General features: G+C 61.9%; 25 protein-coding genes. 8 read left to right on the forward strand and 17 right to left on the reverse strand.

Annotation, left to right across the window (positions count from 1 at the left end):
* Nucleotides 1-361 precede the first annotated feature (361 nt).
* From H4W01_RS18380 to H4W01_RS18430, 11 genes are all read right to left on the reverse strand, one after another.
* The gene (locus H4W01_RS18380) at nt 362-1,084 is read right to left on the reverse strand and encodes a cytochrome c3 family protein (protein ID WP_209612770.1); all 723 of its coding nucleotides are present in this window, start codon (nt 1,082-1,084) and stop codon (nt 362-364) included.
* Complete coding sequence (locus H4W01_RS18385; RefSeq protein ID WP_209612771.1) at nt 1,081-1,668, reverse strand: hypothetical protein; 588 nt, start codon at nt 1,666-1,668, stop codon at nt 1,081-1,083. Before H4W01_RS18385 ends, H4W01_RS18380 begins: the two co-directional genes overlap by 4 nt.
* Nucleotides 1,665-2,879 (reverse strand): 2Fe-2S iron-sulfur cluster-binding protein, encoded by a 1,215-nt coding sequence (locus H4W01_RS18390; RefSeq protein ID WP_209612772.1) that lies wholly within the window; start codon nt 2,877-2,879, stop codon nt 1,665-1,667. The genes H4W01_RS18385 and H4W01_RS18390 overlap by 4 nt, the downstream gene beginning before the upstream one ends.
* The gene (locus H4W01_RS18395) at nt 2,876-3,151 is read right to left on the reverse strand and encodes a hypothetical protein (RefSeq protein WP_209612773.1); all 276 of its coding nucleotides are present in this window, start codon (nt 3,149-3,151) and stop codon (nt 2,876-2,878) included. Before H4W01_RS18395 ends, H4W01_RS18390 begins: the two co-directional genes overlap by 4 nt.
* 314 nt (nt 3,152-3,465) lie before the next feature.
* The gene (locus H4W01_RS18400; RefSeq protein WP_209612774.1) at nt 3,466-4,158 is read right to left on the reverse strand and encodes a VIT1/CCC1 transporter family protein; all 693 of its coding nucleotides are present in this window, start codon (nt 4,156-4,158) and stop codon (nt 3,466-3,468) included.
* Nucleotides 4,151-4,888: a cytochrome b/b6 domain-containing protein gene (locus H4W01_RS18405; RefSeq protein WP_334685343.1), complete on the reverse strand. Its 738-nt coding sequence runs from the start codon at nt 4,886-4,888 to the stop codon at nt 4,151-4,153. Before H4W01_RS18405 ends, H4W01_RS18400 begins: the two co-directional genes overlap by 8 nt.
* A 106-nt stretch (nt 4,889-4,994) precedes the next feature.
* Nucleotides 4,995-5,540 (reverse strand): VTT domain-containing protein, encoded by a 546-nt coding sequence (locus tag H4W01_RS18410; RefSeq protein WP_334685436.1) that lies wholly within the window; start codon nt 5,538-5,540, stop codon nt 4,995-4,997.
* A 52-nt stretch (nt 5,541-5,592) separates the two neighbouring features.
* Nucleotides 5,593-6,609 carry a sensor histidine kinase gene (locus H4W01_RS18415; protein ID WP_334685344.1) on the reverse strand — a complete coding sequence of 339 codons (1,017 nt, stop codon included), beginning with the start codon at nt 6,607-6,609 and terminating at the stop codon, nt 5,593-5,595.
* Nucleotides 6,610-6,925: 316 nt separating this feature from the next.
* Nucleotides 6,926-7,627 (reverse strand): response regulator, encoded by a 702-nt coding sequence (locus tag H4W01_RS18420; RefSeq protein ID WP_209612776.1) that lies wholly within the window; start codon nt 7,625-7,627, stop codon nt 6,926-6,928.
* Nucleotides 7,608-8,210, reverse strand: a complete 603-nt coding sequence (locus H4W01_RS18425) for a cytochrome b/b6 domain-containing protein (protein ID WP_334685345.1) — start codon at nt 8,208-8,210, stop codon at nt 7,608-7,610. Before H4W01_RS18425 ends, H4W01_RS18420 begins: the two co-directional genes overlap by 20 nt.
* A gap of 2 nt (nt 8,211-8,212) precedes the next feature.
* Complete coding sequence (locus tag H4W01_RS18430) at nt 8,213-8,494, reverse strand: PepSY domain-containing protein (RefSeq protein ID WP_209612777.1); 282 nt, start codon at nt 8,492-8,494, stop codon at nt 8,213-8,215.
* Between the two features lie 194 nt (nt 8,495-8,688).
* Here H4W01_RS18430 and H4W01_RS18435 point away from each other — a divergent pair, with 194 nt between their 5' ends.
* Entirely contained in the window at nt 8,689-9,165 is a 477-nt protein-coding gene (locus tag H4W01_RS18435; RefSeq protein WP_209612778.1) for a ferritin family protein, read from the forward strand.
* 53 nt (nt 9,166-9,218) lie between these two features.
* On the opposite strand, the gene H4W01_RS22895 is transcribed toward H4W01_RS18435, so the two are convergent.
* Nucleotides 9,219-9,485 (reverse strand): hypothetical protein, encoded by a 267-nt coding sequence (locus H4W01_RS22895; RefSeq protein ID WP_334685346.1) that lies wholly within the window; start codon nt 9,483-9,485, stop codon nt 9,219-9,221.
* On the opposite strand from H4W01_RS22895, the gene H4W01_RS18440 reads away from it, so the two are divergent.
* Nucleotides 9,484-10,581 (forward strand): NRAMP family divalent metal transporter, encoded by a 1,098-nt coding sequence (locus H4W01_RS18440; protein WP_334685347.1) that lies wholly within the window; start codon nt 9,484-9,486, stop codon nt 10,579-10,581. The two genes, H4W01_RS22895 and H4W01_RS18440, sit on opposite strands and share 2 nt — an antisense overlap.
* A 384-nt stretch (nt 10,582-10,965) precedes the next feature.
* Complete coding sequence (gene katG, locus H4W01_RS18445; protein ID WP_334685348.1) at nt 10,966-13,179, forward strand: catalase/peroxidase HPI; 2,214 nt, start codon at nt 10,966-10,968, stop codon at nt 13,177-13,179.
* Between the two features lie 253 nt (nt 13,180-13,432).
* Here katG and H4W01_RS18450 read toward each other — a convergent pair whose 3' ends face one another.
* The 3 genes from H4W01_RS18450 to H4W01_RS18460 form a co-directional block, all read right to left on the reverse strand.
* Nucleotides 13,433-14,521, reverse strand: a complete 1,089-nt coding sequence (locus tag H4W01_RS18450) for an alkaline phosphatase family protein (protein ID WP_209612779.1) — start codon at nt 14,519-14,521, stop codon at nt 13,433-13,435.
* Nucleotides 14,522-15,414: 893 nt separating this feature from the next.
* Complete coding sequence (locus H4W01_RS18455; protein ID WP_209612780.1) at nt 15,415-15,942, reverse strand: hypothetical protein; 528 nt, start codon at nt 15,940-15,942, stop codon at nt 15,415-15,417.
* A complete protein-coding gene (locus tag H4W01_RS18460; RefSeq protein WP_209612781.1) occupies nt 15,942-16,421 on the reverse strand; it encodes a cupin domain-containing protein in 480 nt (159 codons plus the stop codon). Before H4W01_RS18460 ends, H4W01_RS18455 begins: the two co-directional genes overlap by 1 nt.
* Nucleotides 16,422-16,926: 505 nt before the next feature.
* Between H4W01_RS18460 and H4W01_RS18465 the strand changes: the two genes are divergently transcribed.
* From H4W01_RS18465 to H4W01_RS18485, 5 genes are all read left to right on the forward strand, one after another.
* Nucleotides 16,927-18,297, forward strand: coding sequence for a hypothetical protein (locus tag H4W01_RS18465; protein WP_209612782.1), 1,371 nt, complete (start codon nt 16,927-16,929; stop codon nt 18,295-18,297).
* 362 nt (nt 18,298-18,659) lie between these two features.
* Nucleotides 18,660-20,039, forward strand: a complete 1,380-nt coding sequence (locus tag H4W01_RS18470) for a glycosyltransferase (protein WP_209612783.1) — start codon at nt 18,660-18,662, stop codon at nt 20,037-20,039.
* Nucleotides 20,036-20,992: a polysaccharide deacetylase family protein gene (locus tag H4W01_RS18475; protein ID WP_209612784.1), complete on the forward strand. Its 957-nt coding sequence runs from the start codon at nt 20,036-20,038 to the stop codon at nt 20,990-20,992. The genes H4W01_RS18470 and H4W01_RS18475 overlap by 4 nt, the downstream gene beginning before the upstream one ends.
* 170 nt (nt 20,993-21,162) lie before the next feature.
* On the forward strand, nt 21,163-22,239 hold the full coding sequence (mgrA, locus tag H4W01_RS18480) for an L-glyceraldehyde 3-phosphate reductase (RefSeq protein WP_209612785.1): 1,077 nt from the start codon (nt 21,163-21,165) through the stop codon (nt 22,237-22,239).
* 408 nt (nt 22,240-22,647) lie between these two features.
* Entirely contained in the window at nt 22,648-22,974 is a 327-nt protein-coding gene (locus H4W01_RS18485) for a hypothetical protein (protein WP_209612786.1), read from the forward strand.
* 331 nt (nt 22,975-23,305) lie between these two features.
* Here H4W01_RS18485 and H4W01_RS18490 read toward each other — a convergent pair whose 3' ends face one another.
* Together H4W01_RS18490 and H4W01_RS18495 are read right to left on the reverse strand one after the other, a co-directional pair.
* Nucleotides 23,306-24,010, reverse strand: a complete 705-nt coding sequence (locus H4W01_RS18490) for a VIT1/CCC1 transporter family protein (RefSeq protein WP_209612787.1) — start codon at nt 24,008-24,010, stop codon at nt 23,306-23,308.
* 114 nt (nt 24,011-24,124) lie between these two features.
* The gene (locus H4W01_RS18495; protein ID WP_334685349.1) at nt 24,125-25,150 is read right to left on the reverse strand and encodes an MlaA family lipoprotein; all 1,026 of its coding nucleotides are present in this window, start codon (nt 25,148-25,150) and stop codon (nt 24,125-24,127) included.
* Nucleotides 25,151-25,168: the final 18 nt, after the last annotated feature.

The following is a 25,168-nucleotide window of genomic DNA, read 5'->3' on the forward strand; positions in this document are numbered from 1 at the left end:
TGGGTGGGGCGAAAAGGCGGCAATAATAGCTGGAATTCGGTCACCGCAGACGCGGCCGCCGAAGGCGGATTGAAATAGTTTATCTTGTGTTTTCGCCTAACGGACAAAATTTCAGTCTTAATTTCACTGCCTAACTATCCTTGTGAGTTAGGAATCAGTCGTCACTGGTGCACAAGTAGGTATGAGAACCGGGCTGGGTGTCAGAACTTCGATCGTAAGGTCGGCGGTCATCTGCTCGGTCATTTGACGGCGGCTCGAATGATCGGATTGGCGTGCGCCGAATGCTCGACGACGAGCAGGATGCCCTTGTTACGATATATTTCCTTTGGAGGCTCCTTTTATCTTAAAAGCGGTGTCGCGTTCAGTCACCTCCCCCGCCTTCGCCACCCTCACGACTTTCCCCAGAGGCGCTGCGGTGGCAGCGCGCACAGTTCTGAATGTTCTGGATCCCTTCCTCGGCATGTTTGGCGCGGATCTGGTCGGGCTGGTGCTGGTGGCAGCTGAAACAGGTGTAGCGGCTGGTGTCGCCGCCGGTGTGGCATGTCGCGCAGGACGCATTGTGTGGGCCGGTCAGCGCGAAGAACTTTGCATGGTCGAAGGTCGCGGGTTTCCATCCAGCCTGGGTGTGACATGCCGCGCAGTTGCTGCCGCTCTGCGCGTGCAGCGGCGTTTGCGGTCCCCGGTGGCAGGCCGAGCACTGGCCACGCACGTCGGGCCGGAGCAGGGCGTGGGCAAAGCTCGGCCGCGACATCTTGACCAGATGCGGCGCGCTGTGGTCGGTGTGACAAGCCATGCAGTTGGGCGTCGTCAGCGACTGGTGAAAGGCGATCGCATCGCCGTCTCCTTTGACTGCCGCCCCCGTCGTAGTCCGGATCCCAACGTCTGCGACTTTGTGGCAGGCGGTGCAGCGATCGGTCGACGCGCCCTTGAATGGCGCGTGGCAGGCGAAGCAGTTCGTCGTGATGCTAGCGTGCGCCGGGATCAGTGGTCCGGGCGCGATCATGAGGTGCGGCAGAGCGAAGACAAGCGCGATAAGCCCGCATAGGTTGATGACGATCAGCCAGAGACCCCAGCGGCGCATCACCTCCACCCCCAGAACAGACAGATCGCGATGATGTGCGTCAGCGCCAGCACGCCGAACGCCAGCGTGATCGGCAGGTGGACGACGCGCCATGCTTTGACGACATCGAACGTGAGGCTGTCCCAATAGGTCTGTTCTTCGAGCGCTTCCGCCGACAGCCCCTGGGCGCGCAACCGCGCGCGAGTAGATTCCAGTCGCTTGCGCGACCGGCCGAGCAGATATTTGCCGGTCAGGCCGCTCGCGATGTTGATGAGCATCGCCCACACCGCAAGCCAAGCCAGGATCGCATTGAAGTGGATGCCAGCATGGACGAGCACCAGCAGCGATCCTGCCCAGGCGAGCCGCTCATGCCAGCGGAGCAGGTCAGCGGGCTTGCCCGACTTGATCAGCTTGCGCTTGCGCATCGAATAGCCCGACGATGCGAGGATCAGCAGGACGCCAGGGATGCCGAGATAGCGACCGATCCAGACTGCATTGCCAAGGTGCAATGCCGCGTCGAGTGCCAGTGCCGCCCCCCCGAGCGCGGCGAGCGACAGGTAGAACGGGATGACCTCGCGGCTCAACAGGCTGGTGCGCAGGCCGCTCATGCCTGGAGCACCAGATCGCCCGTCGGCGCACCGACGCAGATCAGACAATGGCCTTTGCTGACATCAAATGACGGGGGCTGCGCATAACGGACTTCACCCGAAATCACTGCCGTGTCGCAGGTGCCGCAGCTTCCCGAACGGCAGCCAGAGTCGAGCGCGATGCCGTGACGTTCGGCGAAATCGAGCAGATTTTTGTCTTCCCCTGTCCAACTGAGCGTCCGGGCCGAGGTCGCGAACTGTACTTCGATTGGCGTCTCGAGCGGGACTGCGATCCCCTGTTCGGGGGACTCGATCGAAGCCGGACCGAAGGCTTCGTAATGGACATCGTCTCCTGCGACACCCCATTCCCGCAATGCGGGGACGAGGCTCGCCATCATCGGGGGTGGCCCGCACACATAGAAACTGTGCCGGCCGTGCGGCAAGATGCGACGCAGTAATGCGATATCGATGAAGCCGACCGCATGATATCGATCCGCCTCGGCCTCCGCCGGCAGCGGGGTGCTCTGGACGATCGTCAGGTGGAAATTCGGATGGTTCTCCTGCATCGCTAGCAGGTCGGCTTCAAACACCAGCTCACCACTATCGCGGACGCCGTAGGCCAGATGCAGCGCCCGGTCGGGCTGCATCGCGAGCGCGGCGCGCGCCATTGCGAACAGCGGCGTGATGCCGATGCCACCCGCGATCAGGACGGCGGGCACATTGCTGCCGTCGTCAAGCACGAACACTCCGGCAGGCGCACGGACCTGAAGAATTGCGCCAGGTGTGACCCTGTCATGGAAGTGATTGGAAACGAGCCCCGGCGGCAGATCGGGGCGATCGCGCGGCGACGGGATCCGCTTCACCGTGATGCGAAAAGCTTGCGAGTCATGACGGTCGGACAGCGAATAGCATCGCGTGACTTGTCGGATCTCGCCTCTCGCGTCCGTCAACTCGATCTGGAAGGTCAGGAATTGGCCAGCGCGATATGGGGCAAGCGGCTGTCGATCGACCGGCTCGAGATAGAAGGAAGTCTGACTGATCGCATCATCTTCGTCGTCGCGCGACCGAACGCGAAAGGCGCGTAGGCCGCGCCAGGCCGCATCTGTCATTGCGCGGACCGGGGTAGGTTCGACTGATGGCGGTTTGCGGCGAAGCGTGGCGAAGACGATAGCGGCGATGACCTGGGCCAGCAGCGCCGCAAAAATGTAGCCAAGGAGCGCGAGCGCCGTCATTGTCGTAAAAGGTTTGGTGGTGCAAGATTGATGTCGTTGTAAGATTGCGACGACACCATGTCGTCGCCGACGAGCGGACGCCCGCAAGCGAGCTGGCCCCATTTCCCGCGGCGGCGCGTCGCGGACCAGTTGACGGTCACGTAGGCTTCTCGCGAGCGTGACAATGCTGAGAACGCCTTATGGTCAGGCTCTGTATCACCGATCCCGCTGCCTTCGGCTGTTCGATTCGATCGCGACGCGAGCGGCCCCAATCGAGACAGAGCGCCGATCATGACGGGCATCCTGGTTCCCTTCGAACCGATCGACCCATTTCAGTAAAGTCGTCCGCGTTCATCGAGCAGCCTCGGAAACTACGCAGACTCCTGGCATCCTCGTACCGGCAGTCCGACTTTCAGCCTCTTGGCATTTTTGGGTCATCATGCCGAGGATGCGGCGTGGTCATCGCCGCCGCCGATGCCAGGCGACCCAATACAGCATCAGCGCGACGCCCATCAGCAGCCCTGCGCAAAAAGCGGCGACAAGGTAACCCGTCGTCACCACAGGTTCCGCATTGGAGGAGGCTCAGGGGGCCCAGACATCACACTGCCTAGCCGACGAGCATGCCAATTCCCGCGGTCAGGGCCATCGCCAGCGCCCCCCAGAACGTGACCCGCACGGTGGCCTTCAACACGGGCGCTCCACCCACGCGGGCGCCGACAGCGCCCAGCAAGGCGAGGAACAAGAGCGATGCTGTCGCCTCGATGATGACCAACCGGCTGACGGGCGCGAGCATGACGATCGCCAGCGGCAGAGCAGCTCCAGCCGTGAACGTCGCGGCAGAGGTCAGCGCCGCCTGGATCGGACGCGCCGTCGTCATTTCCGAAATCCCGAGCTCGTCGTGCGCGTGCGCGGCTAGCGCGTCCTTCGTCATCAACTGCCGCGCTACCGACTCCGCCGTCGCCGGATCGACACCGCGGTTGACATAGAAACCGGCCAGTTCGTGCACTTCGCCCTCCGGGTCAGCGGCCAGTTCCGCATGCTCACGCGCGAGCTCTGCCCGCTCGGTGTCGGACTGACTGCTTACCGAGACATATTCGCCGGCCGCCATCGACATCGCTCCTGCGACCAGTCCAGCGACGCCTGCGATGAGAATATCGCCGGGCTTTGCGGCCGCAGCCGCTACGCCAATGATCAGGCTGGCGGTCGAGACAATGCCGTCATTGGCCCCCAGCACGGCAGCCCGCAGCCAGCCGATGCGGGACACCGAGTGGCGCTCGGAGTGAAGGTGAAGCCTAGTCATCGCCGTGTTCGCCTCTTTCCACACCGCCGTTACGGTCGCCGGCATCGGCGTGGGCACCGGGGGTAAATGCTAAGGGATCGTTCAGCGTCACCCCATACGTAGTTCCCGCGATCGCGACCGCTGCGATCGGTAGCGCCAGCGATGCCGGGGGACGCGCATCACCGATCCCAGGATGCAGATCGGCACGCTTGGTGCCCGTGATGAACGCGCCGATCAGATTGTCTCTGGTCAGCAGCGACATGGCGATCACGGCAACGACGTGCAGCGCGACAAGCGCTAGCAGGCCATTAGCCAGCGTCTCATGCAGGCCGCCTTCGGCTTCGCCGCGCATCGTGGCACCGGTGTAGACGAGGCCGGCGACCGTCCCCAGCAACGCGATGATGGCAAGGGCGCCCAGCGCATTGTGGCCGACCGATCGGTCAGGCTTGCCGCGAACCAAGCCGCCGAGGTGATGCGCGATCTTGGTCGGCTTCAAGAAGTCGACGAAGCGCGCATGCTCACCGCCGACGAAACCCCAGACGATCCGGAAGATCAGGAGAACGGCGGCGACCCACCCCGCCGGAACATGCCACGGCGCGAGCGCACTGTCCTCTTCCGACGACAGGAATGCGACCAGAACCGTCGCGACGAGCAGCCAATGGAACAGGCGCACCGGCAAATCCCACACGCGGATGCGCGCGTTCGCCTTTATAGCTGCGGACGAGAGTGGGGGCATCGACAGGTTGGGCATCATCACCTCCGTTGAGGTGATGACATCCGCTGAACTCCTGACGAAAACCTGACGCGAGAGCCAATCTCCTCAGAGCTGGGCGATTAGCGCTTCAGAGCCGAGGTTTTTAAGCGCGACCGCCAGCGAGCCGTTTCCTCCAATCCACCCGCATCAATGCGACCAGCGCCGCGATCATCAAAACCTGGATGGCAATGCTCGTCGGGCTGGTGAACATTTCCAGAACTTGGTCACCGATCGACGACTTCCGGATGCTGGTGGCCGATACTGCATAGATCGAATACGACACCAGCCGCCCCACAAAGAAGGCGGCTGTGAAGCCGACGAGACGGACGTGCGCGAGGCCTGCCGCTTCGAATAACTGTGCCGAGGGCAACGGCGAAAGCGCAAACACCCCGAGCGCCAGAAGTCCGCCGCGCTTGTTCCGTTCAAGCGCCTCGCGTGCAGCCGCCAGATTATCCCGGATACGCTCCGGGATGCGCCCGCCGAGCAGACGGAAGGCGTGCGCGAGGGCAAAACGACCGAGCGCGGCCGCAAGCGCACCGGTCAGGATGATCGCTACCGTCGGCATCTGCGTGCCAAGGCCGTACAGCACGATGATGGACCAGGTCGGCGGGCCGAACGCTGGCATAAGGTTCACGCCCAATACGATCACGAACAAGAGCAGATAGCTGTTCAGTCAGTCCTTCTCTTTCTGCGGATGCGGCTCATGATGGTTCGAACGCGGCGAATGTCACCCGGAACAGCGCGCCGCCGCCGGGAGCGTTTTCGACCGTTATGGCGCCGCCGTGTGCCTGTGCAAGCCGCTGGACGATGCCGAGGCCAAGGCCCGCCCCGTCACTCTTGCGCCGGTCCTTGCGCCAGAAACGTTCGAAAATGTGCGGGAGGTCTTCGTCCGATATGCCGGGACCGTGATCGCGCACGCTGATCTGTGGTCCGGGCCCGGCGGTCACCTCTATTGGCGTGTTGCCGGGCGCATGGGAAAGCGCGTTGTCGATCAAATTGCGATAGATGCGATAGATCGCCTCCGCATGGCCAAGCGCCCGTGTATCGCCAACCGCGTCGAACCGGAGGTCGCGTTGCGCGCCGAACACCTTGGGAGCCATGGCGGCGACGATTTCGCGGCCGATATCGGCGAGATCGATTGTAGCATCGGGCTCAACCGCCAGCGCGTCGGCTTGGGCGAGATCGAGCATCTGCCCGACCAGTCGCGTCATATGCTGTGTGTCGGCTTGCAGGTCGTCCCGCTGCTGACTGGGGGGCAGCCGGTCGAGCGAGAGCTGCATAATGGACAGCGGCGTGCGCAATTCGTGTGCTGCATTGGCGGTGAACCCCCGCAAGATTGCCATCGTTTCGTCGAGACGAGTCAGAGCGCGGTTGACGGCACGGACAAGGGTATTGACCTCGCGCGGCTCCGGAGCCTCGGAAAGGCGCCGCAAGACGTTGTCAGGATCGAGCGCATCGACTTCGGCCTCTGCACGTCGGAGCGGCTGAAGGACGCGGCGGACCGCGAAAATATTGAAGAGCAGCAGAAGGAGCGACAGCGGGATCAGCGGCAGGACGACATGCTGCACGATCTCATTGATGATCACTGGCACGTAGGGCTGAATACCGTCGCCTTCGAATTGCATGAAGAGCCACCGCTGCTGGCCGTCCTGCACGACCGACCGAACCCCCGAGATTCGGTAGCCACCGGCAATGCGTTCGCGGCGCGTCCAGTCCATTAGCACGCCGCTCTGCGCGTCGGCGCGCGATGGCAGAACCACGGGACTCTCGGCACCCGGCTCGACATAGCGAGCCGCCCAATGCTCCGCCCCGGGCGGCCCGGCAAGCAGATCGGGGGCCAGGGCCGTCGCACCTTCTGCCTTGCTGGCCTCCAGTGTCAGCAGTTCCTGCGCGAGCGATTCAGGCTGGCTGCTGTAGGTGAAAACGACGATGCCGACGTCAAGCAACGCGAACAACAATGTAAAGGCGGCGAGGCGTGTCGCGATCTGCCGGAACAGCGTCGGCCCAACAGGTCCTTTCTTGCTGTTGCCTGCTCTATCCATGGAGGGTCGAGCCGGTTTGGGTAACTGGCGCGAACAGCGCATAGCCGACGCCGTGAACGGTGCGGATCTGCACGTCGGCCCCGGCGCTGGTCAGCCGCTTGCGCAGACGCGAAATGCACGCCTCCAGCGCATTCGGCGTCACTTCGGCATCCATCGAGTAGAGCGCGCCCTCGAGCGCGGGCTTGGCAACCACATGGCCGGCTCTGCGCAACAGACATTCGAGCAGGTCGACCTCGCGCGGGGTGGCTTCGACCGGAAGACCGGCTACCGCGACGCTCCGTTCGGCAGCATGCAGGATGACGTTTCCGACCGTGAGTTCGGTGCCAAGCGACGCTCCCGGTCGCCTTAACAGCGCGCGACACCGTGCCGCCAGTTCCGGGATCTGGAACGGCTTGACCAGATAGTCGTCGGCGCCAGCGTCGAGTCCGAGCACCCGGTCGTCGAGCCCGCCGCGCGCAGTCAGCACGAGGATCGGCATCGTATCTCGCCGCCGGCGGAGCGTCCGAACGAGATCCAGGCCCTCGCCATCGGGAAGGCCGAGATCTAGCAGCATCAGATCATAATCAGTGATTTTCAGCGCATGGTCGGCGCCATCAACGGTTTCGCACCAGTCGACGGCGAAACCTTGGCGATCGAGACCCTCACGAATGAGGCTCGCAAGGCGGGCGTTATCTTCAACTAGCAACAGGCGCATTGTCGATGTCCGTCCCTTCTGCCGCCCGCTTGTAGCCGGTAATCATCGCGAGCGGCAGGTTCTCACGGTGGCGGACGCTTTCGACGATCGCGCCGATCACGTGGAGCGCCACGGCCCCGATCAACACGTTGGCGGTGATTTCATGCATTGTCTCGACCCAGGCAACGCCCCAGAATGCATCGAGGCCCATTATCCATCCAGTCGTGCCGACCGTTGTCAGCAGCACCAACAGCAGCACGATCATTGCCGCCCCGGCGGGGTTGTGGCCGACATAGCGCGGTTCGCGCTTCCCGAGCATCGCGGCGAAGTAGCCGACCAGTCGATGCGGGCCCGGCACGAAGCTGGCGAAGCGGGCATGACCTCGCGCGACGAGGCCCCAGACGAGCCTGATGATCAGCGCCGCGATGACGGCGTAGCCCACATAGATATGCGGGCTTTCTGCATGCCGCAGAAAGGTCAGGTTGGCGATGACGCCGCCTGCGACGGTCCAGTGGAAGATGCGGACGACAGGATCCCACACCCTGACCCGGCGGGGGACCGGGCCAGGGGTGGGCGCAGCGGCGACGGGGGCAGTCGCAGCCACGATCAGTCGACGTTGTTCTGGACGACCGCGCCGGTCACCGGGTTGAAATAGACCTCGGCGCGCTTTCCGTCCTTGGTGTGGGCATAGATTTCGTAGCAGCTGCCCGAAACCTGGAAGACCTTGATGTCGCGATAGCCCATTTTGGCGATCTTCGCCTTCATCTGCGCTTGGGTGAGCCACTTGGCCGGCGGGAGTTTGGTGCAGACCGGGGCGGCGCTTGCAATCGAGGCCAGCGACAGAACCGAGGCCGTAAGAGCCAGCTTGAGCATTGTTGCACGCTTCATTGGGACAATCCTTTGTGATCGGGGGAGCTGCCCCGGCCAGGTCGAACTGCGCCCACGGCCTGACGAAAAGCTGACGGCCGGCAAAAAGGTATGTTCGCGCTTTTTCTGACTTTGTGATCGGCGTGTCAGGAGTGCGTCAGGACATCCCTCCACAAGCAGGGCGTCGCCGCTGTCGGCGCATACCGGAGATTGACATGAACCGTTCCCTGTTCGCAGCGGCCGCCACGTTTGCCGCTCTCTGTTCTACCAGCGCAATCGCGGCTCCGCCGGAAGGCAAGCCGCTGTCGGCACAGACCCGCACCAACCTTGAAGCGGCGATGCACGGCGAAGCCTATGCCAATCTCAAATATCTCCGCTACGCCGATCAGGCGCAGGCAGCCGGCAAACCGGCGCTCGCCAAGCTGTTCCGCGCGTCGGCGAACATCGAGGCGAACGAGCATTTCGACCGTGAGGCACAGGCGCTTCAGCTCGGCGGGGCCAACGGCGCCAATCTCGAAGACGCGATGGCCGGCGAACACTATGAGAACGTCACGATGTACGTGAACTTTGCAAAGCAGGCCGAGGCCGATGGCGATCTGAAGGTCGCGGCGATGTTTCGTCAGATCGCAGTCGACGAAGGCACGCATTACGAAGCCTACAAGGCGGCGCTTGCGAAGCTCTCGGCCCGGTAATCCAAGCCCGTCCCGGTCGACGTCATCGTCGGCCGGTCGGGCGCCATCTTCGCTCAATATGTTGCGTCTTGAAAGGCTTGGGGATGACGGGTGAACGCGACGTGCCCGACACTCCGACCGGTGAGGTTGATGAGTTCCGCCCCAGCCTCCTCAAACGTGCTTGGGGTAGATTGAAAGAGCATCCGCTTGCGCGCGTTGGGCCAGGTCTGATCACGGGCGTCGCCGATGACGACCCGAGCGGCATTGCCACCTATTCGCAGGCCGGGGCGCAATTCGGTCTCAAACATGCTCTGGACGATGCCGCTGGCATATCCGCTCATGTCGGCCGTCCAGTCGATGTGCGCACGGATCGGCCGGGTTACCGGTCGAGGGTTAGCCGCGAACATCAAGGCGGCGTTCCCGCCGTCCGTCCTCAAGGGCGTCGTGCTGCTCTTGCTTGTGGCCAACACGTTGAACATTGCCGCCGACGTCGCCGCCATGGGCGAAGTCGGCGAACTTGTGACCGGCCTGGATCGGCACGTCATGACGCTGGTGTTCGTATTGACGAGTTTGATCCTGCAGATATTCGTGCCGTATCATCGGTATGTCGTCTTCTTGAAGTGGCTGACCCTTTCCCTCCTTGCCTATGCCCTCGTCCTATTCACGGTTCATGTGCCGTGGGGGCAGGTCGCGCTTCGGACTGTGTGGCCGCATTTTACACCCAATGCGGCAGCCGCTGCGGTTGTGGTCGGCGTGTTTGGTACAACGATCAGCCCCTATCTGTTCTTCTGGCAAGCTTCCGAGGAGGTCGAGGATATGGTCCGGCGCGGCGGCGTCCCGCTCACCGTGGATGGAACCGCCGCACCCGCGGAACTGCGCCGGATCGGGTGGGACACATGGAGCGGTATGTTCTACTCCGACCTGACCGCCTTTTTTATCATTCTTGCGACCGCCGTCACGCTTCACGCAGCAGGCGTCACCGATATCAAAAGCGCCGCGGACGCCGCGTCTGCGCTTCGGCCATTGGCTGGCGACTTCGCGTTCCTGCTCTTCGCTTTGGGAATTCTGGGGGTCGGGATGATCGGTGTACCAGTCCTCGCCGGATCAGGTGCCTATGCACTTTCGGAAGCTATGGGATGGAAGGAGGGCCTCGAGCGGAGCGCAACGGATGCACGCGGTTTCTACAGCGTCATTGCCGTCAGCGTCCTGCTGGGTCTGGTGATCCAATATTCTCCGATTAGCCCGATGAAGGCGCTGTTCTGGAGCGCGGTGATCAACGGGGTCGTCGCGGTCCCTCTGGTCGCGGTCATCGTGATGCTTGCTTCGAAGAGGAGCATCATGGGCGCTTTCACCGCAGGCCGCGCGACCATCGTTCTGGGATGGGTCACCACGTTGGTTATGGGTGTCGCCGCTGTCATGATGTTCATCCCGAGCTGAGCTGCCGAACATCAAGCGGTGTCATGTATCCCGAATGCAGGGGCCAGCCTGGCGTGAGTAGCAATGTTCCCGCACCGCAGATGTGGTCCGACGCCGATGCCCAACGAACGGCATGCGTATTTTCCGAGTCTGGTAGCCAGGCGCCCGTGTGGCCCAGTGTCACCGCGCCAAGGTATGCCGGTTCGTAGTCGAGCACCCGGTTTCGAGTTCATTCTATGAATGCGTATTTAGTCGACGATGCTCTCACGCCGAAGCTACGCCGCGTGCCGGGAGTCGTTCGAAAACCAGCCCGTTCGCGATGTGATCCCCAGGATGGAGGGGCTCGCAGCGGCAGACGGTCATTCTCCGTACGATCGCAATTCATCACGGCAAGGAAGATTACGCATGGCCCAAGGTCGTCAGATTATCGCCTTAATGGTTTCGGCCGCAATCCTTCCGCTAACGCTGCCCGCCCCGGCGGCCGCGCAGGTCGAGGGCAAGACCAATAAGGAATGGTTCCCAGACCTCCTCGACCTCAGCCCGCTTCGTCAGCACGCGTCGAAGTCGAACCCGATGGGGCCGGCCTATGATTATCGCGAACAGGTTAAAACGCTCGATGTCGTCGCGCTAAAACGTGACATTGGGCAGGTCCTGACAACGTCGCAGCCTTGGTGGCCATCTGACTATGGCAATTATGGCCCGTTCTTCATCCGGATGGCCTGGCACAGTGCAGGAACCTACCGCCAGGCCGATGGGCGCGGCGGTGCAGGTGGCGCGCAGCAGCGGTTCGAGCCGCTCAACAGCTGGCCGGACAATGTGAACCTCGACAAGGCACGGCGGCTGCTCTGGCCGATCAAGCAGAAATACGGTTCGAAGCTCAGCTGGTCGGATCTGATGGAGCTGACCGGGAATGTCGCGCTTGAGCAGATGGGCTTCAAGACCAACGGCTTCGCCTTTGGACGCCGCGACGAATGGGAGGCCGACAAGACCTATTGGGGGCCGGAGACCAAGATGCTGGACGACCAGCGCCACGCCGCGCCGGGCGTCATCAAGAAGCCGCTGGCAGCCTCGCAAATGGGCCTGATCTACGTCAATCCTGAAGGGCCCAACGGTAATCCCGATCCGCTCGCGGCGGCGAAGGAAATCCGCGCGACGTTCGGCAATATGGGGATGAACGACGAAGAGACGGTCGCGCTGATCGCGGGGGGCCACACTTTTGGCAAATCACACGGCGCGCATCCCAAGAGCTGCGTCGGCGATGCACCAAGCGCGCTCGGCGTGGAGAAACAGGGCCTTGGCTGGGAGAACAAGTGCGGCAGCGGCTATGGCGCAGATACCGTCGGCGCGGGCCCAGAGGGTGCCTGGTCGAGCCAGCCAGCGAAGTTCACGCATGAATATATGTCGAATCTGTTCGACAACGACTGGGTGCTGACCAAAAGCCCGGCGGGCGCCAGCCAGTGGAAGCCCCGGGTGGTCACGGCCAAGACGATGACCCCCGATGCGGCCGATCCTGCGAAAATGCATCCGCTGATGATGTTCACGACCGATCTGTCGCTCAAGATGGATCCGGCCTATCGCGCGATCTCGCTGCGCTTCAAGAACGATCCGACCGCGTTCGATAAGGCATGGGCGAATGCCTGGTTCAAGCTGATTCATCGCGACATGGGGCCGCGGCGCTTCTATCTCGGAAGCGAGATTCCCGCGCAGGAATTTGCGTGGCAGGAGCCGCTTCCGACTGCGCCCGCTCCAACCCTCGGGACCGGTGACATCCGCTCCTTGAAGGAGCGCATCGCTGCTTCGGGTATCGACGATGCCGCGCTGATCCGGACCGCCTGGGCGTCGGCGGCCAGCTACCGCAAGACCGACATGCGCGGCGGCGCAAATGGTGCGCGCGTCCGGCTCGAACCGCAGATCCATTGGCTCGCGAACTCTCCGCAGGAACTGGCAGAGGTTCTGGTCAAGCTGGGCACCATTCAGGCTGACTTTAACCGCAAAGGGGGGCGTTACGTATCGACCGCCGACTTGATCGTGCTCGCCGGCGACACCGCGGTCGAGCATGCAGCGATGCTCGGCGGATACAAGGTCAGCGTACCGTTCAGCCCGGGCCGCGTCGACGCTACCCAAGAGCAGACCGATGTCGCCGGCTATCGTGCAATGGAGCCAACAGCCGATGGCTTCCGCAACTATTATGCCCCCTCAGAACGCCTTTCGCCGGCCGAAGCGCTGGTGGAGCGAGCCTATATGCTCGACCTCTCAGTGCCTGAAATGACGGTGCTCGTCGGCGGCATGCGAGTGCTCAACGCGAATGCGGATCGATCGACCGTCGGAGTGCTGACCGATAAGCCCGGAACTCTGAACAATGATTTCTTCGTCAATCTGCTCGATATGAGGACCATATGGTCGAAGTCTGCCGCTAGCGCTGCGATGTATAGCGGGAAAGATCGTGCCAGCGGCCGGCAGCGTTGGACGGCGTCCCCTGTCGATCTCGTCTTTGGTTCCAATTCGGAGCTTCGCGCGGTCTCCGAGGTCTATGCTCAGGCGGATTCGAAACGAAAGTTCGTCGACGATTTCGTCACTGCATGGACGAAGGTCATGAATAACGACCTCGAGGTGAAATGATGGCGCATTCTATAAGCTGGGGTCGCGTTTTTAGCACCCGCTGGACGCGCGATTGAAAGCGCGGTGGGCCGGATCCAGAGTGAAACCTGGTCCGGCGTTATCGTTACGCTGATCGAACAGCTTCATGGAGAGCTCGACTAGGCTATGGCCCGTTTATCCACGATCGGGTTATAGTTGGGTCGACAGTAGCTGTTATGTAACTCTATTTAATGCCGACGACGTTCGGATGCATGCGAAGTTTGCGCCTATTTGTTCACCGCGCTTGAAAAAGTGGCGTCATCGACACCACCCCGCCAGCGCTGTCGCCGGCCCGGCGGAGATGCTCGGTGATCCGGAACGCGTCTTCGATCGTTCGCAGAAGGGAATAATGATTATACGGCGTCGCGTCGCGGAGTCCGCGCGGGCCATGATTGGTGATCACAATCGTTGGAATGTGCCCACCGCCGTAGTTTGACGAGGCACCAGGCGTCACGCTGCAACAGCCGCCCTTGGAGCCGCCGGATCCTTCATCGAAAGTGATGACAATCGCCATATTCTCATGCGAACGCCAGTCAGCTGTCGCTTGCAGCTTTGCTACCAGCTCGCCAACAACTCGATCACCGCGGGTGATCAGTCGTCTGGTGTTGAGGATTGTGCAGTCGCCTGGCACGCCGATGCCGAACAAGCCGTGCATCTCGTTGCACTGATTGGGGACGATCAAAGCGAAGGCAGGCAGCTTGCCGACAGCGATATCGGCGTCGAGCTGTTCGAAGCCGACGAGCAACGACGAACGCGCCGGATCAATCTGCACGTCCCGAAAGTTTGCGAACCCCGAGTGCTTGCTGGCGTACAGGGCAGACAATCCAGAACCGCGGCCGACCCGGCTGTCGCCCGACAAAACAGCCAGCGATCCCGGCTCGGGAAGGCTCTCGTAATAGCCTTTCCAACTCAGACCTTTTCCCCGAAGTTGGTCTCCCAGGTGAGCTGCATTGACCGTGTGGTCGACGTAGCCCGGTTCTCGCGCATGATTGCAATGCGCCGCTGTTGATCCAGGAGTACAATAAAAGGCATCGTCGTCGTGAATGCCGAACGTATCGCCGCCGAGCAGTGCCAGATAGTTGGCCTCGCTCGGATGCTCCTCGCCAAAGAAGTTGTCCGCGCTGGCATACTCGTTTGCCAGCCGCGAAATATTGGGCGCAATAGCCGGATCCATGACCTGGCTGAAGTCCTTGTTCTCCTCCACAATGACAAAAATGTGTGTGTAGACCGGCCCGCATTCGGCCGGCTCTAGGTTTGCCTCGCGCGCCGGCGCTGTGGACGCAACACTTAGGGAAGCACATATTAAAGCGATGTTTTTGAGCAACAGCCGTTCCCCCACTTTTTTGTGGTGTTTAGCGGCAGGGGTGGCAGATCACGCCCTTTCCGCCTTCTGATCGCCTCTTTTTTTCCAACAGACCTATTAATACGGTGCGACTAGAACCCGAGCGTAGAAGTCCAGCGTCGTGGATCCGATTTCGCATCGGCCTGTGTGGCGACGCGACGGCTACGTCGCGACGTCGATTGCGGACAGCCGTTCTTTGCACAAGTGTCTGATTTTGTGGCTATAGGACTATCAGGCTTTGTCTGCGTATCCATTGACTCGGTGTTCCCGTCTTTCCGTATATCGACTTGGCCCAGCTGTGTGCTGTTCGCGGACTGTTGCGGCGAGGCGGCGGTGGCCGTGGAATAAGAAGCGAGGCTGATAAATACCGAAACGAGGATATGGATCTTTTTCATAAGAACTCCGCTTTTTCGAGCGCGCTGCGCCGTTCTGCGACCAACTGGATTGGGATACATCTTGTGGTCGTTAGAATGACGCCGTGCTCTTGCTGAACCCCAGTTCCGCAGTTGGCGAAATCGAAACAAGCAGCCTCAGCCCGTTTGATGGTGCGTGTCCCGCGTCCGCTCAGCGGCGATCCCGGCCGCGGCGCCAGCGTTTTCGATCGGCGTTGGCATGCTGGTTGCAGCGTGAGGGAATGACGCCGAGCATTGTGGGAACGTCACGCCGTGCACGAACTTCGCGAAGCAGGCGCGAACCGATGCAGATGTAAAGGGCGCGGCACTGTTTCCGCCAGATCGCGGTCCACGAAAGCATGCATTACGATGCGGATAGGCCGCGCTTGCGAAACTGTCTCACCAGTCGAGCCTGCGGCGATGTCGATCGGCAGCTCCCCCCGTAGACCTCCCATTTGCCGAATCCGGTGGTGGCCCCCTGACTTACCCAGCGCGGCGTTGACGCCAAGATTGTGCAGCCCGCTCAGCGCGGCTCTGCACCATTGCCCAGTGACAAGTGTTCGGACCAAAATCACGCTGAGCATCATCGCGCTCGAGCGTCATTCCGACCGGGCGCTCGCCCATATCCGCCAGAAAAGCGGGAAAATCGTTCTGCCACCGCGAGGCCACGGCAATCCCACGCCCGCCGCATTGCGGATAGCCGCTTACCTTTGGATTGCTGCAAATGCTCTTCATCAACTGCCAGGCCCGATAGGTCGGCGCATGACGCTTCTCAGCCCGGTCGCCATGCGTGCGCAGCCGGGCGGCGCTGATCTCGCGGTGTCTGCAGCCACAGCTCGTGGTCGCGCCACTCCGAACATTGCCGCCATGAGCGACGATCATGCTGCCGCAATCACAGGCGAACGTCCAATGACAGTGCCCATGCCGATCCGTGTGCGAAAAATCCACGCCCATGAGGCGCGCATAGCGCACCCCGGCCATGTCGATTCGGATCTTGCGCACCGCCGCCATCAACCGTGCTTGTCTGCTGTATGCTCGGGTTGCACGGACCAGGCCGCCGGTTGGTCGCCTTGGTCGGCCTTGGCCGCCGCTGCAGTGGACTGAACGGCGTCCGGCCGATGATGCGCAGGGGCATAGACCGTGTAGAGTTGCATCGGCGTCGTGCCGGTATTGGCGACGTTGTGCCACGTCCCAGCTGGAACCATGACACACCAACCGTCCGAAACGTCCCGCTCGAAGGTCAGGGTGTCCTTGGCAGCGCCCATCTGCACGCGACCGTTGCCGGCATCAAGGCGCAGGAATTGATCCGTCTGGGGATGCGCTTCAAGGCCGATATCGCCACCGACCGGAATCGACATGAGTGTCACCTGCAAATAGCGGCCACTCCACGCTACCGAGCGATAATCGGCATTGTCCGTGGTCGCGCTTTCGAGGTCGAACGACTGTGGCTGGGGCCCAACATCTTTGATCCTGGTATCCTTGTTGCCCATTACTGGCCTCCTTGAGAGCATCGACAACGCAGGGGCTCAATCTGTTATAAAAATTAGCCGCGTATGGCGCTGACACTATCGGACGCGCGTTCGCGAGCGTACAGCCTCGGAAAATACGCACCCGGCGCCGTTTCAGAAACGCCTTCGCTTCGAAAAATCTAAAGCCAAGACTGATTTCGGGTGAGGACTTCTGGTCGAAGGATTTCGCGATTCGACTAGAGCCGTGAACGTCCTTTTCGGGATCGGCGGCTTTGCTGTGGAACGCCAAAAAAACGGCGGCGGCCGTCGATCGGCCCTTCCGTCGAAAAGCGATGACGCTGCTGTCTGTTCGCCGCGTTGCCGCCCCGCCTCCTGCCGAGAAACAGCCATCTGCGCGGGTTTAAAAAGTCAGGGGTAACATTCGGCGTTCGGGCCAAGCCTGGAAATAAAACATGCGATTAAGCGTCGGCCGACTGAGGTAGCACGCTTTGCGTATCGTCTCTTGCACGGGTCTGAGGAAAAAATCGTGCGTCCCTTCCATCTGCTGTCCGCGTGTCGAGGTGTGAAATTGCCGGATCAACCCGGACTGTCCCGCCGACTGTCTTGGTTGTCCCGTCCGCCTGTTTGCCGCGCGTTGCTTGCCTGCTTCTGGCTCGGTGCCGGCATCATCGCCCTGCGCAGTGTTCCACATGCATCTGGTGCCGCGCTCGTGCGCATGCCACCTTTATTCTGGCTGACGGTATGCGCTTATGTTGCGATCCATCCCATCGCCGATCTTGCGATCTTCCGTTCGGTCTGGGGGCGGCAGTCGGGTATGCTGCCTGCCGTAATCCGCAGGTTCGTCGGCAATGAATTGTTGTTCGGCTACGCCGGGGAAGCATATCTTTTCGCATGGGCGCGAAGCCGCAAAATTCCTCACGCGCTGCATGGGGTCAAGGATGTCGCGATCCTCTCGGCGTTTGTCGGCCACGCGATTGCGATATTCCTGTTTCTCCCGCTGATCGCGTACCGCGGCGCGTCGGGCCTTGGATTGACTGCGGGTCAGCTTGGAGCGTCGGTCTTCTGCATAGCTGCGTTCAGCGTGACGATGGTCCTGCTGCGGGACCGTCTCTTGAAGCTGTCGAGCCATCAGTCGGCTTTTATCACCGCCGTCCATCTGCTTCGTGCACTTGCTATGGCCGCACTCTTCATACCGTTGTGGATCTTCGCGGCGCCAGCGCTTGGCCTTGGGACGTGCGTCGTGCTGGTCGCCATTCGGCAACTCGTATCCCGATTGCCATTGGTGCCCGGAAAGGATCTCATCTTCGCTGCGATCATCGTGGCGTCGCAAGGCACGGGACAGGGTGCCGCGGAAGGGGTCTCTGTCACGGCTATCGCTGTGATATGTGTCGAAGCGCTTGTCGCGATCGCACTCGCTATCATGACGGTCGCCGCAAGGTCGGTCAAAGCCGAAGCCATGAGGGAGACGATGACCGGCACCCGAGGCGCCAGCGTGGTTATCGGGCGAGCGGAACAGCCAGGTTCCGCTGGGGAGGTTGTCGCGGCCCTTCCCGAAATCCTGCAGCGGACGATCGTCGGCATTGGCTTTGAGCCGCCGACGCTGGCCCATGGCCGGCGCGAGATCAGGCTTATGCCGCACTTCGATCAAATGGTAGCTTCTGGTCTGCTCGTCAGGGCTGCCTCTGGTGGCGGTACGACCTATCACCTGACGCGCTTGGGCCGGGCAGTTCGCGATATCATCCTGCGGGAGCATGACGGGGCCCGCGAAAGCGTCGTGCGCGCAAGATCGTCGAACGAGACGTGCGATGTTCCGCATGGCCAGGACCAAGCAGTTCCAACAGCCCGACCGATGCGGGTTGTTGCTACCGCTTCATCGAGGCCACGGTGCGAAATCTGAACGCCATCGACGCTGGTGGTCTGCTGCTAGCAACGCGTAACCCCTTTGCCGCCAAGCGCGTGATGGCGGTCGCTTCTCGAGGTGGACCATGCTTTTGACGTGTTAGGTTCTCGCGCCACAAGCCTGCAAACGATTTGGTATCTCACAGATACCAGCAGCGGATTTGCTACATGCTGCGTTGGATCGGCCATTTCAGTATCGCCGACGGAAAGCCTTTCCGGCGGCGAGATCTCGCGCGAAAGCCGTGTATGACGTTAGGCACGGCTATCATATCGACGGGTCGGCACCCGGCCGTCTGTCGTGAGTCGGCACCCCGGCCAATCTATGTCCGCCAGCCGGAACATGCCAAGAGAGCGAGCCACATGGCATTGGACGACCTGAGCGGCGAACCAACCATTGTCCTAACCACGCTGGGCACGCTCGGCGATCTATACCCGTTTATCGCGATCGCGTTTGCCCTCAAGATCAGGGGCTTCCGACCGATCCTCGCCGTCGCACAGGACCATCTGGCGGTTTGTCACGACCTTGGACTGGAAGCGATCGCAATTCATGCTGGGTTCCAGGCGATTGGCGAACGCATGGGATTGAGCGACCGCGAGGCCATCAGGCGGATTGTCGCCGACCAGCGTGTCATGCTCGAGCAGGTCCTGCTCGATGATCTCCCGGCTTGCGCGGCAAAGCTCGATGAGATCTGTAAGAATGCCGAGGCAATCGTCGGATCGGTCTTCGTATTCGCAGCCGGAATGATCGCGGAAAAACGGGGCTTGCCCCTGATCTCGATCGTCCTGCAGCCGATGGCCATGCTGAGAGCAGAGGACCCGCCTCAGACGCCCGATTTCTGGATGATGGTGGCCCATCCCAGGGGCAGAATGGCCAAGGCCTGGAACCGTGTGGCGTTTTGTGCCCTTCGAACGATCCTCAACCTCCTCTATGGGCGCCGGATCGATGCCGTGAGAGGCGCACTTGCGCTGCCGCCCGCGGGCGCGTCGCACATGCTCGATGCTCCGCCCGGATCGATCCTGCGACTTGGCTGCTATTCGCCGCTCTTCGCCGCCGCGCCTGCACAGTGCGAGGTGCCGACGCGAATCGTCGGGTTTCCCATGTTCGATGGCGCGCTTCCAACGGCGAATGCGCTTCCGTCCGGACTTGCAGCATTTCTCGCCGCAGGGCCGCCGCCGCTCGTCTTCTCGCTCGGGACCTTTGTCGTGGGTGAGGCGGAGGCATTTTACATCAATGCGAGCGTCATTGCGCGTCGGCTTGGCATGCGGGCGGTGTTGCTAACCGGGGATGGGGCCGCGCCACAATCAGACGGGCGCGTGTTTCGTTGCACCCACGCGTCGCATTCTCAGCTCTTTCCTGCGGCGGCAGTGATCATTCATCATGGAGGCGTCGGGACCACAGGGCAGGCGCTGCGTGCCGGCAAGCCGCAGTTGGTCGTTCCGCACATGGGCGATCAGCACGATCACGGTCACCGGATCGAACACCTCGGGGTTGGAATACGCCTTCTCCCGCGGCATTTCACTGTCGAGCGCGGTATAGCCGCCATCAGGACATTGGCCACCAAGCCGGATTACGCCAGCCGAGCGGTCGATATTGCAATCGAGGTGGCACGGGAGAGCGGTGCGGCCGCGGCCGCGGCAGAAATCGAAAGAGTGCTGACGGCGAGAGATGACGCACCTCCCGTATCGGATACGGCGTGCGATCCTAGCAATGCCGAATCAATGAAAATGGGAGCGTCGTGACCCTCAAATTAGCCGCAGTGTTGATCGCCGCCATCCTTTGTGTGCCGGCGGCCGCCGGCGCCCGAACGCCGCACGCTACGATCGCCCTCACCTTCGACGACTTGCCTGCGCTCACCATTGTGAAAGATCAGCGCTACGTCACCTATCTGAACACCATGATCCTGCGCGGTCTGAAACGACACCGGATCCCCGCAACCGGTTTCGTGAATGAATCCAAGCTCGACGAACTCGACCGCGAGCAGCAGATTGCCGTGCTCGAACAGTGGCTCGATGCGTCGATGGATCTGGGCAACCACACTTTCTCCCATGAGACCCCCAATACGCTCGGCGCGGCAGGCTACATCGCTGATATCGTGAAGGGTGAGCCCGTCACGCGGGGTCTGCTCGCGGCGCGGCACCGCACCATCGCGTGGTTTCGTCACCCTTATCTCGAAACAGGCGCGCCGATCGCGGTGAAGCATGAAATCGAAGACTGGCTGCGCTCGCACGGATACCGAGTCGCTCCGGTGACGATCGATGGCGACGATTGGGAATTCGCAGAGCCGTATGACGACGCCATCGCTCACCACGACGACTCGCGCCGCAAACGCATTCGCCGTGAATATCTGGAGCACAGCACGCAGACCATCCGCTGGTACCGCTCCGCTGCGCATGCCCTGTTCGGGCGCGACATCGCGTACGTGATGCTGCTCCACGCTACCCGCTTGAACGCCGATTGCATCGACGACGTCGCCGCGCTGATCAAGCGGGAGAAGTTGCGGCCGGTCTCGCTTGCTCAGGCGATGACCGACCCGGCCTATCGAACCCGCGACCCCTACGCCGGCAAGGACGGGATCGAATGGCTCGAACGCTGGTCGATGGAACTGCGCAAGCCGCTGCCGTGGGACAGCTTTCGGGACGTTCCAAAGGACATTTCGGCCGAATATGATCGGGTGGATGGTGACCGGAAGTAGGCGGCAGCTTTTGTAACCTTGTGCAGCCCGTTGTCCTTTAACACGCCGGTGAAGGACTGAGCGATTCGGGATAGATACGCCAGGATACGTTCACAGCCCTTCGGCTTGCTTCATGATCGCATGGAACTGCACAAGCGGTTCGATAGTCCAGGGTAGGTCCGGAGGTCTCGATGTCATTTACCGTCCCCTATGCCGCTGACCCTGCCCGGTACGAGAAGGGAATGCCCTATCGACGAACAGGGCGCAGCGGGCTCAAACTCCCCGCGATCAGCCTGGGCCTGTGGCAGAACTTCGGGGGTGACGATGTGTTCGAAGTGGGCCGCGCCATCTTGCGTCGCGCATTCGATCGCGGAGTCACGCACTTCGATCTCGCGAACAATTACGGGCCGCCGTACGGGTCAGCGGAAGAAAATTTCGGCCGCGTTCTCGCCACCGATTTCTCGGCCCATCGTGACGAGCTAATGATCTCGACCAAGGCTGGGTGGGACATGTGGCCAGGCCCCTATGGTGACGTCGGCTCGTCGAAGAAATACCTCATCGCCAGTTGCGATCAGAGCCTCCGACGGATGGGCCTCGACTATGTCGACATCTTTTACTCCCACCGCGTTGATCCTGCCACGCCGCTCGAAGAGACCATGGGCGCGCTGGTGCAGCTCCACCGCCAGGGCAAGGCGCTGTACGTCGGCATTTCGTCCTATGATCCCGGCCTGACGCGCCGTGCCGCGGCGATCCTCGCCGAAGAACGCGTTCCCTTGTTCATCCATCAGCCCAGCTACTCGATGCTCAATCGCTGGATCGAGAAGGAGTTGCTGGCAACGCTTGGCGATCTCGGCACCGGGTGCATCGCCTTCTCGCCGCTCGCACAGGGTATGCTGACGTCCAAGTATCTGGATGGCGTTCCCCAGGATGCGCGGGCCAGCCGCGGCGGATCGCTCTCACAAGGGTTGCTTACCGATCGAAATCTGACGGCTATCCGGACACTGAACGAGATCGCCAAGGCGCGCGGGCAGTCGCTTGCCCAGATGGCGATCGCATGGGTTTTGCGCGATCGGCGAGTTACGTCCGCCCTGATCGGTGCGCGCACCGTGGAGCAGCTGGATGAGTCGCTGAACGCGGTCAACCGGCTCGACTTTGCAACCGACGAGCTCAGCGCGATTGATCGCGCTGCAGAAGACGGCGGAATCAACCTGTGGTCAGAGTCGTCCGACATCGACACGCTTCCGTCCGCTCAGGGCGTCCCCGCATAAGGCATTTGTTGGCGGACAACGCACAATCGGCGTGTTCGCGATTTTCCGTGCTATCCCGGCGCAAGCTCACGAGCCAGCATGGACCAATAGGTTCGAAAAACGAGCCTCAGGCCGCTGCGAACGCTACGCGAAATGGGCCGCTCGTTCATTGACGCGGTTTAGTATTTGGTCTGCCTTTAGCCAACCTGCTCCTATCTGGAACGATGATGGGATGTTTCCCTTCGGTGGACCTGTTGGACCGATGCGGATCCAAGCGCATCGTTCGTTCATCAAGAGCGCCTGACAGGTCCTCTGGAACCTCCCGCCAGATCACCGCGTGAACGGCCGCTGCAAGTCTCGTTCAGGCGAGGCGCATCAGCCAGGCTCCATGCCAGCTTTATCGGCCGTTCGCCGATGAGGAGATTGCTGATGTTTCGCAAGTTGATCCTGTCCGCATCGCTTGGCCTGTCGGCTTTGGCTACCCTTGCTCCAACCGCCGCCTTTGCCCAGAGTTACGGGAGCTGGAACGCACCATACGGTTCCGCCGATGGCTATCAGGACCGCCGCTACGACGATCGGCGCGATTACGACGATCGCGGAAGGTATCGAGCGCGCCAACGTTGGATTGCACATCACCGTTGGGAGCAGGAAGAACGTCGCCGCGAATGGCAGCGCGAACATTGGCGCGGAGGCGATGACCGGCGCGATGGCTGGAACCACGATCGACGCCGTGGGGATGACCGTGGCGACTATTAAGTTTGAGACGTCCCGCGACGTTGCGCCCGGTCAGTAATGGCCGGGCGTTCTCTTATCGGACCGGAAACCGGTTATCGGCCGATCCCCGGCCGTCGCGAGCGATACCGCACAAGCCTCTTAAGGGCACCCCTCGCTTTCTTCCGAGACCGACCGCTTGGTCCAGGCCCGCAGGCCGACGGGCAGGATTCCGGGTGGGGGTGGCGACAGGTCATCGACATGGCGCAGCTGGCGGCATGACCGGCATGCCAATCCAAGGCGGTCGGGATAGAACGCTTTGGTAAACCCGATTTGGTGACCTGCGGGCCTGCGCGGCCACAGGGGGCGCCCTTTATCAGCCGACAGTCGCGTGGAACACATGTCCCACGCCGGCGGTCACCGCCATCGCGATCGATCCCCACAGCACCACCCGCAAGATCCCCGGCAGGATTGGCGCACCACCAACGCGCGACCCCGCCGCGCCGAGCACGGCAAGGGTGAGCACGGCAACAGCCGCGATCGCCCACAAAATGCCCGAAGCAGGAACCAGGAGCGCGGTCAGGAGCGGTGGAAAACCGCCGGCCAAGAAGGACGCCGCCGATGCAATGGCCGCCTGCAGCGGATTTGCGGTCGATGTATCCGTGATCCCAAGCTCGTCGCGGGTGTGCGCTTCCAGCGCATCATGCGCAGACAAAGCGGTCACGACCTCGATCGCCAGGTCTTTCGGCAAGCCGCGCTTGATGTAGATGGCAGCCAGCTCGCGCGCCTCATGATCAGGATCGGCCACGAGTTCGAGCCGCTCGCGTTCAATATCGGCCTTTTCGGAATCCGCCTGCGAACTGACCGAAACATATTCGCCGGCCGCCATCGACATGGCGCCCGCGACGATGCCGGCAACCCCCGTGAGGATGATCAGCGACGAGCCTGCCGCCGCAGCTGCAACACCGACCATCAAGCTTGAGGTGGAGAGAAGCCCGTCGTTTGCACCAAGGACCGCTGCCCTCAGCCAACCGATCCGCGTCACGAAGTGCGTTTCACCATGTCGATCGTCTGCGGGCACCTTTGCATCCTTCCTATAGGGTGGTTGCTACTTGACCCGGGCGGCCGGTGACGGACGCTTGGGGTAGCTCGAATACGCCTGGGTGTGCTCTGGCGCAGTCTTGCGCCGAAGGGGTCAATGCTCGGGGGAATCTGCGAGGGGCTGGGATGCTGGAGCAATGCCTTCGATCTGCTCCGGCGACACGGGAAGCGACGGATCAGGACTGGGCGTCTTCAGTGGATTTGAAGAAGGCGGCGCCTCGTCGCCGTGGATCGTTGCGGGCGCTGCCGGCGCGAAACGTCCATGTAATCCGTCGATCTCAGCTTGGCGCCGGTCGAGGTAAAAGGATCGTGAGGCTGCGTATGGGTCCGCACTTTCGTCGTGCAATTCATGCAGCTGATCGTCAAATTCGGCGCGATGGTCTAACGTGCTGACGATACCGACGGGTAGCGTGAAGGCCAGCTTGTTGAACGGCGCGCCGACGACAAACGGCAACAGGAACCGGTCCAGCCCACCGCCCACCAGATCGCGTACCGTCGTGGGACCGATGAGCGGGAGAAACAGGAAGGGCCCCGGCTTTATCCCGTAAAAACCGAAAGTGTCCGCAAACCCGTTGCGGCGGCGCGGCAGATGGAAAGGCTTACGCTTGGCCACATCCACCAGACCAGCACCACCGATCGTGGAATTGACGACGAAGCGCGCCAAGGTCGCTGCAGCTTTTCCAGGCTTGATCTGAAGCAGAAAATTCACGAAAACGTCTGGCTCGTGCAGGTTGTAGAGGAAATTCCGCAGACCGTCGCGGACCGGCGTTGGAAGGGTCTTCTTGTAGGCCATTGCCAGCGGGCCGACGAATGCGCGGTCGACAGTCTGCGTCACCGCAAAGGATTGCGCGTTCACAGCGCGAAGCGGGTCGACGGCTACCATATGTCGCCGCGCCGTGACGACGATTTCATCATTCCTGATCGCGGGTTTAGCGGAACGCACGCCCGGGACAGGCAGGGGGCCTGCGGTAGATTGATTTTCCTGTTCCACCGGCAAGGTCTCGGCGACGGCGGGTCGCATGATCGGGCTTTCGACACTCTGCGCGCTCGGCGGCAGGCTGACCGGATACGTCAGCGCGCCTGAGGGCACTGCGAGGAGCATGAAGGTTGATGCAATCATTTCGCCACGCCAAGCGAC

It is taken from the genome of Sphingomonas sp. PL20 (assembly GCF_017875905.1).
Taxonomy (GTDB): Bacteria; Pseudomonadota; Alphaproteobacteria; order Sphingomonadales; family Sphingomonadaceae; genus Sphingomonas; species Sphingomonas echinoides.

What these genes read in the sequence shown, in the direction of transcription:
- H4W01_RS18385 (WP_209612771.1), bottom strand. Translation starts at nt 1,668, where the DNA reads ATGAGCGGCCTGCGCACCAGCCTGTTGAGCCGCGAGGTCATCCCGTTC.
- H4W01_RS18390 (WP_209612772.1), bottom strand. Translation starts at nt 2,879, where the DNA reads ATGACGGCGCTCGCGCTCCTTGGCTACATTTTTGCGGCGCTGCTGGCC.
- H4W01_RS18395 (WP_209612773.1), bottom strand. Translation starts at nt 3,151, where the DNA reads ATGATCGGCGCTCTGTCTCGATTGGGGCCGCTCGCGTCGCGATCGAAT.
- H4W01_RS18400 (WP_209612774.1), bottom strand. Translation starts at nt 4,158, where the DNA reads ATGACTAGGCTTCACCTTCACTCCGAGCGCCACTCGGTGTCCCGCATC.
- H4W01_RS18405 (WP_334685343.1), bottom strand. Translation starts at nt 4,888, where the DNA reads ATGCCCAACCTGTCGATGCCCCCACTCTCGTCCGCAGCTATAAAGGCG.
- H4W01_RS18415 (WP_334685344.1), bottom strand. Translation starts at nt 6,609, where the DNA reads ATGGACTGGACGCGCCGCGAACGCATTGCCGGTGGCTACCGAATCTCG.
- H4W01_RS18420 (WP_209612776.1), bottom strand. Translation starts at nt 7,627, where the DNA reads ATGCGCCTGTTGCTAGTTGAAGATAACGCCCGCCTTGCGAGCCTCATT.
- H4W01_RS18430 (WP_209612777.1), bottom strand. Translation starts at nt 8,494, where the DNA reads ATGAAGCGTGCAACAATGCTCAAGCTGGCTCTTACGGCCTCGGTTCTG.
- H4W01_RS18435 (WP_209612778.1), top strand. Translation starts at nt 8,689, where the DNA reads ATGAACCGTTCCCTGTTCGCAGCGGCCGCCACGTTTGCCGCTCTCTGT.
- H4W01_RS18440 (WP_334685347.1), top strand. Translation starts at nt 9,484, where the DNA reads ATGTCGGCCGTCCAGTCGATGTGCGCACGGATCGGCCGGGTTACCGGT.
- H4W01_RS22895 (WP_334685346.1), bottom strand. Translation starts at nt 9,485, where the DNA reads ATGAGCGGATATGCCAGCGGCATCGTCCAGAGCATGTTTGAGACCGAA.
- katG (WP_334685348.1), top strand. Translation starts at nt 10,966, where the DNA reads ATGGCCCAAGGTCGTCAGATTATCGCCTTAATGGTTTCGGCCGCAATC.
- H4W01_RS18455 (WP_209612780.1), bottom strand. Translation starts at nt 15,942, where the DNA reads ATGGCGGCGGTGCGCAAGATCCGAATCGACATGGCCGGGGTGCGCTAT.
- H4W01_RS18460 (WP_209612781.1), bottom strand. Translation starts at nt 16,421, where the DNA reads ATGGGCAACAAGGATACCAGGATCAAAGATGTTGGGCCCCAGCCACAG.
- H4W01_RS18470 (WP_209612783.1), top strand. Translation starts at nt 18,660, where the DNA reads ATGGCATTGGACGACCTGAGCGGCGAACCAACCATTGTCCTAACCACG.
- mgrA (WP_209612785.1), top strand. Translation starts at nt 21,163, where the DNA reads ATGTCATTTACCGTCCCCTATGCCGCTGACCCTGCCCGGTACGAGAAG.
- H4W01_RS18485 (WP_209612786.1), top strand. Translation starts at nt 22,648, where the DNA reads ATGTTTCGCAAGTTGATCCTGTCCGCATCGCTTGGCCTGTCGGCTTTG.
- H4W01_RS18495 (WP_334685349.1), bottom strand. Translation starts at nt 25,150, where the DNA reads ATGATTGCATCAACCTTCATGCTCCTCGCAGTGCCCTCAGGCGCGCTG.